The sequence below is a fragment of the Devosia sp. genome (genome assembly GCF_034675085.1).
In the GTDB taxonomy this organism is placed as follows: domain Bacteria; phylum Pseudomonadota; class Alphaproteobacteria; order Rhizobiales; family Devosiaceae; genus Devosia.
Window position 1 is genome coordinate 24,327 of the sequence record NZ_JAUCDN010000003.1, and the last position, 11,242, is coordinate 35,568.

At 65.0% G+C, this 11,242-nt stretch carries 11 protein-coding genes; 9 read left to right on the forward strand and 2 right to left on the reverse strand.

Annotated elements, in window-relative coordinates; all coding sequences use genetic code 11:
• The first annotated feature begins 21 nt into the window (after window positions 1–21).
• Window positions 22–684: a response regulator transcription factor gene (locus VDP82_RS00495; RefSeq protein WP_323012871.1), complete on the forward strand. Its 663-nt coding sequence runs from the start codon at window positions 22–24 to the stop codon at window positions 682–684.
• Window positions 681–2,528, forward strand: a complete 1,848-nt coding sequence (locus VDP82_RS00500; RefSeq protein ID WP_323012872.1) for a hypothetical protein — start codon at window positions 681–683, stop codon at window positions 2,526–2,528. Before VDP82_RS00495 ends, VDP82_RS00500 begins: the two co-directional genes overlap by 4 nt.
• Window positions 2,529–2,646: 118 nt before the next feature.
• On the opposite strand, the gene VDP82_RS00505 is transcribed toward VDP82_RS00500, so the two are convergent.
• On the reverse strand, window positions 2,647–2,859 hold the full coding sequence (locus VDP82_RS00505; protein ID WP_323012873.1) for a hypothetical protein: 213 nt from the start codon (window positions 2,857–2,859) through the stop codon (window positions 2,647–2,649).
• Between the two features lie 369 nt (window positions 2,860–3,228).
• On the opposite strand from VDP82_RS00505, the gene VDP82_RS00510 reads away from it, so the two are divergent.
• Window positions 3,229–3,642: a hypothetical protein gene (locus tag VDP82_RS00510; protein WP_323012874.1), complete on the forward strand. Its 414-nt coding sequence runs from the start codon at window positions 3,229–3,231 to the stop codon at window positions 3,640–3,642.
• Here the strand turns inward: VDP82_RS00510 and VDP82_RS00515 are convergent.
• Window positions 3,639–4,943, reverse strand: a complete 1,305-nt coding sequence (locus tag VDP82_RS00515) for an aspartate aminotransferase family protein (RefSeq protein ID WP_323012875.1) — start codon at window positions 4,941–4,943, stop codon at window positions 3,639–3,641. The genes VDP82_RS00510 and VDP82_RS00515 overlap by 4 nt on opposite strands.
• 197 nt (window positions 4,944–5,140) lie before the next feature.
• Here VDP82_RS00515 and VDP82_RS00520 point away from each other — a divergent pair, with 197 nt between their 5' ends.
• The 6 genes from VDP82_RS00520 to VDP82_RS00545 form a co-directional block, all read left to right on the forward strand.
• Window positions 5,141–5,926 (forward strand): IclR family transcriptional regulator, encoded by a 786-nt coding sequence (locus VDP82_RS00520; protein ID WP_323012876.1) that lies wholly within the window; start codon window positions 5,141–5,143, stop codon window positions 5,924–5,926.
• A 271-nt stretch (window positions 5,927–6,197) separates the two neighbouring features.
• Window positions 6,198–7,727 (forward strand): ABC transporter substrate-binding protein, encoded by a 1,530-nt coding sequence (locus VDP82_RS00525; RefSeq protein WP_323012877.1) that lies wholly within the window; start codon window positions 6,198–6,200, stop codon window positions 7,725–7,727.
• Between the two features lie 67 nt (window positions 7,728–7,794).
• A complete protein-coding gene (locus VDP82_RS00530; RefSeq protein WP_323012878.1) occupies window positions 7,795–8,772 on the forward strand; it encodes an ABC transporter permease in 978 nt (325 codons plus the stop codon).
• Window positions 8,765–9,637 (forward strand): ABC transporter permease, encoded by an 873-nt coding sequence (locus tag VDP82_RS00535; RefSeq protein WP_323012879.1) that lies wholly within the window; start codon window positions 8,765–8,767, stop codon window positions 9,635–9,637. The genes VDP82_RS00530 and VDP82_RS00535 overlap by 8 nt, the downstream gene beginning before the upstream one ends.
• Window positions 9,637–10,623, forward strand: a complete 987-nt coding sequence (locus tag VDP82_RS00540) for an ABC transporter ATP-binding protein (protein ID WP_323012880.1) — start codon at window positions 9,637–9,639, stop codon at window positions 10,621–10,623. Before VDP82_RS00535 ends, VDP82_RS00540 begins: the two co-directional genes overlap by 1 nt.
• Window positions 10,620–11,242 (forward strand): dipeptide/oligopeptide/nickel ABC transporter ATP-binding protein (locus VDP82_RS00545; protein WP_323012881.1); only part of this gene is annotated, 623 nt, incomplete at its 3' end. The genes VDP82_RS00540 and VDP82_RS00545, both read left to right, overlap by 4 nt.

Genomic DNA, 11,242 nt, shown 5'->3' on the forward strand with positions numbered 1-11,242 from the left:
ATCGGGTCAGAAGACAATTTCATGGTGACGCCTCTCCTCAAGGTCGTGCTGACCGAAGATGACGGGCCGGTGCGCGAGCGCCTGGCCCGGATCGTGCATGAATGGCCCGAGGCCGAGCTGTGCGCCGCCTGCGCCACGCTCGAACAGACGCTGGCCGCCATCGAGGCTGACGAGATCGGCCTGTTGATCACCGACCTCAAGCTGCCCGACGGCTCGGGCATCGACGCCATCCGCTTCCTTGCCCGGCGGCGGCCGGAGGCCGAGGCGATCGTCATTTCGGTTCTGGCCGATGAGCGCTCGGTGCTGGAGGCGATCGAGGCCGGCGCTTCGGGCTATCTGCTCAAGGACGCCGCGCCGATCGACCTGATCGAGGCGATCAGGGAGGTCATGGCGGGCCGTTCGCCGATTTCCTCGCGCATCGCGCGCGTCCTGGTGCGGCGTCTTTCCGAGCATGGCGGCGCGCCGGCGGGAAAAGAAGGGGACAGGCCCGCGCTGACCGAGCGCGAGATGGACATTCTCTGGGGCATCGCCAAGGGCTTCACCTATGGCGAGCTGGCCGACAATCTGGGCATTTCCCGGCAGACCGTGCCGGTCCATATCCGCAATATCTACCGCAAGCTGCAAGCCTCCAACCGATCCGAGGCGGTGTTCGAGGCGGCGCGGCTGGGGCTGATCCGACTATGAGGGCAGAAAAAGGATGCCTGTCCGGCGCTGCCGGATGGAGCGCCTGGATAGCGCTGGTCCTGCTGACAGTCGCCATCGCGCTGCTGCCCCGGCTGGTTCATATCGCGCCGCCGCCGGGCGCCGTGACGATGAGCGAGGCGCGCTTCAGCCTCGCCGGCGACGCGGCGGAAACGACGATTGCCCTCCCCTATCGCTGGGCCCCCGAAACGCCCTATGAGCTCAGCACCGGCCGCTATCGGCTGCGCTTTCATCTCGATGCGGCGCCCGACGAGCCCCTATTCGTGCTGATCCCGGCGGCCCGCCATAACATAAAGGCCGAGGTGAACGGGCAGAGAACCCTGTCGGCGCTGGATACGAGCTGGTCCATTCCCAATAGCGGCTATTCCTTCCTCGCCCTCATTCCCGATGGCGCGGTGCATGAGGGAGACAATGAGATCGTGCTATGGCAGACGCGGGAAGTGGGCTGGCTGCCGGCGCGCCTCTCGGCGGTGAGCGTAGGGCCGGCGGCCGCGGTCATGCCGATCTACGGGCTGTCGAATTTCCTCATCGGCCAGGTGCGCGCCATGACCTTTGCGCTCCATATCATGCTGACCATCGGCGTCGCCACCATCTGGACGGCGCGCCGGCACGATCCGGTATTCCGGTGGCTGGCGCTGATCTCGATAACCAGCCTCGTGGTGGTGTTCACCCAGTCGCCGGTCATGCCCTTCGGGGCGCTGGAGCAGATGCAGTCGAGCGTGGCCATGTCCGCGGTCGGCCTGATGGCGCTGGGCCTGGCGATGGCCGTGGCCGGGCAGTCCAGCCCCAGGCTGTTGCTGTCCGCCATCGTGGGCGTGCCGGTGGTTCTGCTGGGGCTGGGGCTGGCCGGCCTGCTCGAATTCACCATTATGGGGCTGCTGAGCGCGGCCGTCGGCCTTCTCGCCTATGCGCTGGCCAGCTTCATCCTGCTGCGTGCCTTTGCCCGCTCGCGCAGCTTCGATGCCGCCATCCTCGCTCCGGCATGCGCGCTCACGGCCTGGTTCGGCCTGCACGACGTGCTGGTCGTGACCGGGCTGGTCGACGATCCATTTCTGCTGACCTCCTATGCACGCACCCTGGTGCTGCTGGTCATCATGGTGATCCTGATGGGCCGGCTGGCGCGCAGCCTGAACGGCCTCGACGCCGCCAATGACACGCTGCGCCAGCGGCTGGCGAGGCGGGAGGCCGAGCTGGTGCTGCTGCATGAAAAGGAGCGGGCCCATGCCAATGAGGTCGTGCGCGAGCAGGAGCGCCAGCGCCTGATGCAGGACCTGCATGACGGCATGAGCGGACATCTGGTCAGCATCATCGCCCTGGCCGAACAGGACCGGGCCGGCGGCGAGGCCATCGAAAGGGCGGCGCGGGCGGCGCTCGACGATTTGCGGCTGGTGGTGCATTCGCTCGACCTGGGGGATGGCGATCTGCGCGTCGCGCTGGCGGCTTTCCGGGAAAGGCTCGAGCCGCAGGTGCGGCGGCTGGGCATTGAATTGTCCTGGTCCACCGAGAAGCTGCCCGAGGTGAGCGGGGTCACGCCGCGCAACGCCCTTGCGGTGCTGCGCATCCTCCAGGAAGCGGTCACCAATGCCGTCAAGCACGGGCCTGCACGCCGGATCGGGGTGGAAGGCACGACCATGGCAGGCGGGGCAGCGGCCATCCATGTGGTCAATGACGGGACCGCACCCGTCCGCCCCGGCAAGGGCAACGGCATGGGCAATATGGAGCGGCGGGCCTGCGACCTCGGCGGCCATATCCATTTTTCCACCACCAAGAAAGGCTCGCGCCTGTCGCTGGTCTTTCCGGCGCATCTTTCCGAACAGCCCAGCTGACCCCGCCCTCTCGGCCAGCCAGCCCCGCCCAAGCCCCACACCATAAGACCCACGCCCCACATGCCGGGACGCGGGCCATCCAAAAACGGCCCAACAGGCTGGATTATCCCAACGGCTTTTATGACTGACCGTCGTGTGCCCAGTCTCGCATGCCGATGGACTTGATAGTTTCGGGCTGGCTGACGAGGATTTTTCCAGGCTTCGAGAAGAAGACGGAAGCTCCGAACTTTGCTCCTGTCTTCAGCGCTCCAACAGGATCATTCGACGAGGCGTGCAAAGCGGTGATCGTTTTCGCGCCTTCGACCCCACCCACACCGCCTACGCGTTCCATAGGGATTCCAGAAAGTCAGCGCTCGCCCACTTCCTTGGGGAGACGGACAAGGCCACAGCGGGTACCGGGGAGGAGACATAGGGCGGAACCAGGCACAGGTCGGAGCTGGAGATTTCATGACATTTGGCGTCAAGTACGGATGCAAGCCAGGCAGTGGAATGCCTCGACTCGACCGATTGCAAAATTGCGAGCCAACGTTCGCGTCTCACAGGATGCGAGCAAGAAGCATCATTTGACCATCTCAGGGACCGAACCCTGGCATGATTCTAACGGGAGGGGCAGGTGCTTTCGGCAGGTAGCTACACTCTCGCATTCCCCTTGTGTGCTTTCTCACCGCCGTCGCTTACAACATCAAGCGTGGCCTGACGATTGCCGCTGCGATGTGACGAACATCAAACCCGAAAGCCCGACGCGCTGCAAGTAAGGTCCGACCGGCATCATCCGCGCCATAACCAGCACAACGCTGCTGAAAAACCCTCGAAATCAATGGGAAAGCATTACCCGCGCATAGGTCTTCTAAACAACCTGCCGCAGGCGGGCGCCGAAGGCATCGGTCATGCCCGATTTGAGCAGGCGCAGGCTCCGGAGCAGAAGCTCTGCTGCCCCGAGAAGGTCGATGAGAAGAATTGTCGAGGCCAAAGGACAGCCTCCATGAAATGCGTCGAAGCCAACCCCTTCCAGCCGCTTGCTGAAATGGCATTGTTCTGCGCGGATTGGGGACTCGCCGAAGCTATCCTGCTGCCTGCGGTTCCGCAACACCGCAGGCAGCAGGGCTGGCGCTAGCCCGGCAGGGTGGGGGCAACCTCACGGGCAGCGATGCGGACGGCTTCCAGGGTCCTGTCGATAACGGCGCCATCGTGCTCGGACGAGACGAACCAGGCGCCCCGCTCCAGTGCCCGCACGCCGTTGCGCAGCAGCGCCTGGGCGAAGCGCGCATAGCCGGCCTTGTCGGCGCGGGCGAGGTCGCGGTAATTGCGGGCGGGCGCATCGAGGCTAAAGGCGATATGGAACATCAGTTCGAACCCGGTGACCTGGGCCTTGATGCCGGCTTCGGCGAGAATCGAGCGGATGCCATCGCGCAGCCTGATGCCGTGGATGGCCGTTTTCTCGTAGTGCTCGGGCGTCAGAGCCTGTTGGGTCGCCACCAGGGCGGCCATGGGAACGGGCTGGGAATTGAAGGTGCCGCCATGCAGCACACCGCCGGTGGCGAATAAATCCATCAGCTCGGCGCGCCCCACGATCGCGGCCACGGGAAAGCCATTGGCGATGGCCTTGGCGAAGATCGAAAGATCAGGGGTCACCTCGAAACGCCCCTGGGCGCCCTTCTGTCCCAGGCGGAAGCCGGTGATGACCTCGTCGAAAATGAGGATGACGCCGTGTCTGCGGCAGGCGGTCTGCACCCCTTCGAGATAGCCCGGCATGGGAGAGATGGCTCCCTGGTTGCACATGGCCGCTTCCATGAGCACCGCCGCTATGTCGCCTCGCGCCAGGCGCGTTTCTACGGCCGCCAGATCGTTCCATTGCAGCACGTCGAGGCCGCTGGCGTCAGCCATGCTCTGGCCCTTGCTGCCGGGCACCAGATGAGGAGCCTCGTCCGGGCCGGCTTCGGCCAGCGCGGGGGCGGTGGACCATAGGATATTGTCGAACCAGCCGTGGTAATGGCCCTCGAATTTGACGATGGTGCGCCGGCCGGTTGCGGCGCGGGCAAGGCGCATCGCCGCCTGGGCGACCTCGGATCCGGAGGAGCCGAAGCGCAGGCGCTCGGCGCTGGGAATGCGCTCGCAGATGATGCGGGCCGCTTCATATTCGATGGGTGCCTGGCCGGCGAAGAGAATGCCTTTTTCGAGCTGCTCCCTGACGGCGGCCTTAACCTCGGCGGGGCTGTGGCCCAGCACCATGGCGCCCATGCCGCAATAATAATCGATGATCCTGTTCCCATCGACATCGTGCAGATAGGCGCCTTCGCCGTGCGTGAACACCAGCGGGCCATGGCCCATGCCCAGGCGGAAATTGCTGTTCACGCCGCCGGCCACAAAGTGAGATTCCGCCGCGACGATGCGTGCGGACTCGTCGAATTTCAGCATTCGATGCTCCTCGAACTGTTTGCTCGAAGACACACCAAGCGGAGGTGGAGGTAAACGCCGGGGTATTTCGTGGTGCGGAATAGTTTTCGGAGTTTTGCCCGGATCGGGTTTCGCCGTCCTCAGGCGGCTCGATGGAGCCTATTGACACCGTGAGCGGTATCAATCTCTAATCGCCCGGTGTGGTCTTGGAGGACAGAGTGGCCAAGGGTAACGACCCCTATGCGGTTTTGCCGGTGGCCAAGGCCATGCAGGTATTTGCCTATGTCACCAGCCAGGCCCACGACGTGACCCTCACCGAGGTTGTGCAGGCCTTGGGCATGCCCAAGACCACGGTCTTTCGCTATCTTCAGACCCTCTCCGCCGCCGGTTTTTTTGCGCACAATGTTGTGCAGGACCGCTATGGAGTGGGCGAGCGGTTCCGCGAACTCGCGCGGATGGATGCGGTTTATCACAGCCTGCGGAGCACCGCCCAGGGTGAGATGGACGGGCTCGTCGGCGGCTTCCGCGAGACGGTCAATCTGGCCGTGCTGGCCGATGACGAAGTTGTCTATGTCGATATTCGGGAGGCGGCGCGGTCGCAGCGCTTCCAGGCGCGCATCGGTCATCGCCATCCCGTCCACTCCACTTCGCTCGGCAAGGCCATCGCCGCCTTCCTGCCGGTGGAGGCGGTGGAGCGCCTGGTTTGCACCGAATTCGAGCAGCGCACCTATCGCACCCTCACCGATGCCCGTACGTTCCGGCGCCATGTGGAAGAGGCTCGGCGGCGCGGCTTTGCCATGGAAAGCGGAGAGAACGAGGACGGGGTGACCTGCGTCGGCGTGCCTATTCTCGATGACAAGGGCTATCCCATCGCTGCCGTCAGCCTGTCGGCGCCCGATAACCGCATGCAGGTGCTGGCCGATCGCGCCGCCGAGGCGCTCCAGGACGCGGCGCGGCGCATCACGGCGTCCCTGCCGTCCATCTCATTGCACGGCTCGGTCTGAGCGGGCGACGCCTACCCCCATTCTTTGGCTCCCGCGGCGCTGGCTTGGCGCGGTCGCGCTCCTTTTCTTGCCGGCCTCCATTTTTGCGATGCAGTTTCGTCGAATGAAACGCCGTCTGATTTACGGGCGGTTCGTTACCGGCTCTGATGCCGCTGTGGCCCGCTCTGCCGGGCTGCACCCCGTGAGTTCAAGCATGGCTGACACGGGCCTTGCCGGGCCGCCAAGGAGCGGCGGCCGAGGCGCCCAACAGAATCGACATGGAGTGGATAGAATGACAGGATTCGGAACCCCACTCGGCGCAATGCGCCGTGGCCTGATTTCGGCGGTGGCGCTTGTGGCGCTCGCCGTGCCGGCGCTGGCGGAGAGCAAGACCTCGCTGGTGGTGTCGCACCCGCAGGAGCCGCCAAACTGGAACTACTTGGTCACCAGCTCTTCGGCGATTTTTGTGCCAAACTTCATCAACGTGGTGCAGCCCTTGGTGGAGCTGCTCGAGGATGCCTCCGCGGGGCCGATGCTGGCGGAAAGCTGGGAGATCAGCGAGGACGGCAAGCAGATCACGTTCAAACTGCGCGAAGCCAATTTCCACGACGGCTCCACGCTCGATGCCGGCGATGTGATCTATTCGCTGGCAAAGAACAAGGACTCCAGCGTCGCCGCCATTTCCGTCCCGCTCTCGGTGATCGAAAAGATGGAGGCGGTCGATGAGCGTACCGTCCGGCTCTCCCTCAGCGCCCCCAGCCAGCGGCTGCTCAAGGCGCTGGGCGAAGCGGCCGGCATCATCGTTCCCGAGGGCGCCTACGAGACCTATGACCCGGCCGTCACCATGATCGGCACCGGCCCCTACACCTTCGGCGAATATGTGCCCGACGTGCATCTGCAGCTCAACCGGTTCGACGGCTATTGGGGCGAAAAGCCATTCTTCGAGACCATTACCCAACGGTTCATCTCGGACGAAACCGCTGCGACCAATGCTTTGCTGGCCGGCGAGATCGACGCCGTCGGCGCCGTGCTGGGCGAAGGCCTGGATCGCGTGGAAAGCATTGCCGCCCAGGACAGGTTCGACGTGCTGCTGCCCAGCCCGGTCGAAGTCTCCTTCGTCTTCCTCTCCACCCAGAACGAAGCGCTGCGCAACGACAAGGTGCGTCAGGCGATCGCTTATGGCATCGACCGCGAAGCGCTGTTGCTGGCCGGCCAGTCCGGCTACGGCAGGCCGATGTGCCAGCATATCGTTCCCTCGGCCGAGCCGTGGAACGATGGCTATTGCCCTTATCCCTACGATCCGGCCAAGGCGCGCGCGCTTCTGGCGGAAGCGGGCTATGCCAATGGCCTGACGCTGGACTTCCCCTTCCTGACCGTGGCCGAGTTTCCTGCGCTCAAGGAAGTGCTGGTAGCCCTGATGGGTGATATCGGTATCACCCTCGACACTCGGCCGCTCGATCTCGCAACTTGGCTGGAGCAGGTCTGGCGTGGTGAATCTTATCAGTTCTCGAACCTGACCGGCGGCGGCAAGATCGACGGTTTCGAGTGTGGCGCCGGCACCGAACCGCTTGGCAAGGCCTCGTCCGCCGACTTCTGCATTCCCGAGTTTGATACGCTGATCGACACCGCGGACGCAATTCTCGGCCGCGACGAGTATATCGCCGCCATGTCGAAAATGGCCCGTATCTTCGCCGATGCCGCCTGGGAAATTCCGCTTTATGCCAAAAGCGCGCCTACGCTGTATCGCGCCGATCTGGTTGGCCTCAAGTCCTATCGCCACCGGTTCGAATTCGACTTCCGCAACGTGAAGTGGGCCGAGTGATCCCCTCACGTCCAACCCAAGGCGGCAGGGAGCTTTCCCTGCCGCCCCCCATTGCGCGGGAGGCCGGATGAACGCCCGATTTCTTTCCCTGATTGGACGCGGGCTGGCGAGCCTGGCGGTTTCGGCCCTGGTCGGCTCGCTGCTTGTCTTTGCTATGTTGCGCCTGCTGGGCGGCGACGTCGCCCTCATCATCCTGGGCCAGGACGCCAAGCCCGATGCCGCCGATGCCCTGCGGATCGAACTGGGACTGAACAATCCCTGGCATGTGCAATATGTCGACTGGATGCGCGGCTTCCTTACCGGCAACCTCGGCCGGTCCTATTCCGGCGGCTATGATATTTTCGGCCAGATCGCCGCGCGGCTGGGGCCGACCTTGTTTCTGGCGATTGGCTCGCTTCTCGTCTCGCTGCTGCTGGCGCTGCTGATCGGCACCTATTCGGCCATCCACAGCCGGCGGTTGCGCGGTGCCGTCGTCGATGTCGGCGCCCAGGTGGGCACGGCGATCCCCGCCTTCTGGATCGGGCTGGTGCTGATCTATCTCTTCTCGGTGACGCTGGGCTGGTTGCCCGCCGGCGGCTATGTCTCGCCCGTCACGGATCCGTGGAAATCCTTCCTCGGCCTCATCCTTCCGATTGCCTCGCTGTCCGCCGGCTCGACGGCGCTGCTGGCGCGCTTCGTACGCTCATCGATGATCGACATCATGGAAGAAGATTATATCCGCACCGGCATGGGCAAGGGCCTGACCTTTCCGCAGGCGCTGTTCCGCCACGGTTTGCGCAATGCCGCCATTCCGGTGGTCACCGTCTCGGCTCTACAACTGGGCAATCTTCTGGCCGGCACCATCGTGGTCGAGAACATTTTCGTCATTCCGGGCCTGGGGCGGCTGCTGATGGTCGCCGTCTATGGCCGCGAGGTGATGGTGGTGCAGTCGCTGGTCTTCATCATCCTCCTCATCATCCTGGTGATGAATTTCTGCCTGGACCTGGCCTATGGCCTGCTTGATCCGCGCATCGGCGACCGCCGCAAGGGAGGCGCCCATGGTTGAGGCAAGCAATACCCTTCCGGTCCGGCGCCAGCGGCGGCCATTGCCGCCGACCCTGGTCATCGGGCTACTGCTGGTCGGCCTGGTGCTGGCCATGGCACTGGTCTCGCTGGTCTGGACTCCCTATGATCCGGCCCGGCTGAACGTACGTGCCCGGCTGACGCCGCCCGGCTCGGAGGGCTTCCTGCTCGGCACGGACAAGCTCGGCCGCGATGTGCTCACCCAGATCATGGTGGGGGCCCAGAACACGCTCTTCGTCAGCGTCGTTTCCTCCCTGCTATCGCTGCTGATCGGGGTCGCGCTCGGGCTGGCCGCGGCGGCGGCGCGGCCGCGGCTGCGCAACGTTATCAATCGCGGTATCGACATCGCCGCCGCCATCCCCGGCATTCTGGTGGCCATGGTGCTGGCAACAACGCTCTCGCCGGGCAACACGGCCGCCATCATCGCCATCGTCGCGTGGTTCACCCCCTCAACGGCGCGCGTGACGCTCGGGCCCGCCCAACAAGCCCTGGCGCAGGATTATGTCGAGGCAGCCCAGGCCTATGGACGCAGCAAGGGCTTCATCATGTTCCGCCACGTCCTGCCCAATATCGCCCCGGTGCTGATCGTGCAGACCTCAGTGATGTTCGCCTCGGCGATCCTCGTCGAGGCGACGCTGTCCTTCATCGGTGTCGGCGCCCAGCCGCCAGTTGCGAGCTGGGGCCGCATCCTGCGCGACGCCCAGCCCCTGATCGACGTCGCCCCCTCGCTGATGCTCTATCCGGGGCTGGCCATCATCATCGCCGTCCTGGGGTTCAACCTGCTGGGCGATGGCCTGCGCGGCTGGCTGGACCCCAAGCAGGGCGGCCATGGCACGGGAGGTCAGTGATGCTGGAAATCCGTAATCTCAAGATCAGCGTCGGCACCCTGCCCATCGTCGAGATCGCAAAGCTGGATATCGGCGCCGGGCGGCGCCTGGGCATCGTGGGAGAGAGTGGTTCGGGCAAGTCGCTGACCGCCACCTCCATTATCGGCCTGCAGCCACGAGGCCTCTCGGTTACAGGCTCGATCCGTTTCGAGGGCGAGGACCTGGCGGGTGTCGGCGACATCGCGCTGGCGCGCGTGCGTGGCCGGCGTATTGGTTTTGTGCCGCAGGACCCGACCCGCTCGCTCAATCCCACCACCCGCATCGGCGGCCAGGTGAAGGAGGCGGTGCGCCTGGCCACCGGCCTGGGGGCGGCGGCGGCCTGGGCCCGCGCCGAGATGCTGCTCGGCCAGGTGCGCCTGCCCGACGTTTCCGCGCTGATGAGACGCTACCCCCACCAGATTTCGGGTGGTCAGCAGCAAAGGGTCCTCATCGCCATGGCGATGGCTGGAAATCCGGCATTGCTCATCGCCGACGAGCCTACCACCGCGCTGGATGTGACGGTGCAGAACGAAATCCTGCGCCTGATCGTCGAGCTCAGCGAGGAAAAGAACATGGCGCTGTTGTTCGTCAGCCATGAGCTGGGGGTGGTGAAGGCGGTATGCCACCAGATCGGCGTGGTCTACGGGGGCAATCTGGTCGAGCTGGGCGATACGGCCGATATCGTGGCGCGGCCACGCCACCGCTATACCCAGGCGCTGCTTTCGGCCAATCCAGGCCTTTCTGACCGCGCCGGCTTGGAGCGGCTGATGGGAACCCGGTTCCAGACGATCCGTGGCAACGTGCCCCCGGTGGGGCAGTTCCCTTCCGGCTGCCGGTTCCGCGACCGCTGCGGCCATACCGCCCCCGCCTGCGCGGAATTGCCGGGGGTCAGCCATGCCGGCCCCGGCCACGAATATGCCTGCTGGAACCCGGTGCCCCATGGGCAGGGCGCGGAGGAGACGGCATGAGCCCGATCATCGAAGTCGAAAATCTGTTTTTCCGCTATGCCGGCGCCGGCAAGGCGCAGGAGCGCCTGCCCTGGACGCTGGACGATATCAGCCTGTCGGTTCCGGCGGCCACCACCCTGGGTATTGTCGGGGAATCAGGCTCAGGCAAGTCGACGCTGATCCGGCTGCTCTGCGGCCTCGTCCCGATGCAGCGGGGCATCGTCCGCTCAGAGGGACGCGCGCTGAGCGAATGGCTGGGGCGCGACGCGGCGCGGTTCCGCAGGGGCACGCAGATCGTCTTCCAGAATCCCCGGCGTTCCTTCGATCCGCGGATGACCATCGGTGCCTCGGTGAGCCAGCCCATCCAGGCGCTGGAGCGTCGACGGCCCACGATCGAGGAACTGGCGCGGCAGATGGAGCATGTGGGCCTGCCCCCAGCGCTGCTCGATCGTTATCCGCATCAGGTCTCGGGCGGGCAATTGCAGCGCGTGGCCATCGCCCGCGCGCTGACGGTAAAGCCGAAAATCCTTTATGCCGACGAAGCCACCAGCGCCCTCGACGTCTCCGTGCAGGCCCAGGTGCTCAACCTGCTGATGGATTTGCGTGACGAGCTGGGATTGACCCTGATCCTGGTCACGCA

Coding starts and splice junctions, on each gene's coding strand:
- VDP82_RS00495 (WP_323012871.1), top strand. CDS start 22: ATGGTGACGCCTCTCCTCAAGGTCGTGCTGACCGAAGATGACGGGCCG.
- VDP82_RS00500 (WP_323012872.1), top strand. CDS start 681: ATGAGGGCAGAAAAAGGATGCCTGTCCGGCGCTGCCGGATGGAGCGCC.
- VDP82_RS00505 (WP_323012873.1), bottom strand. CDS start 2,859: ATGGAACGCGTAGGCGGTGTGGGTGGGGTCGAAGGCGCGAAAACGATC.
- VDP82_RS00515 (WP_323012875.1), bottom strand. CDS start 4,943: ATGCTGAAATTCGACGAGTCCGCACGCATCGTCGCGGCGGAATCTCAC.
- VDP82_RS00525 (WP_323012877.1), top strand. CDS start 6,198: ATGACAGGATTCGGAACCCCACTCGGCGCAATGCGCCGTGGCCTGATT.
- VDP82_RS00530 (WP_323012878.1), top strand. CDS start 7,795: ATGAACGCCCGATTTCTTTCCCTGATTGGACGCGGGCTGGCGAGCCTG.
- VDP82_RS00535 (WP_323012879.1), top strand. CDS start 8,765: ATGGTTGAGGCAAGCAATACCCTTCCGGTCCGGCGCCAGCGGCGGCCA.
- VDP82_RS00540 (WP_323012880.1), top strand. CDS start 9,637: ATGCTGGAAATCCGTAATCTCAAGATCAGCGTCGGCACCCTGCCCATC.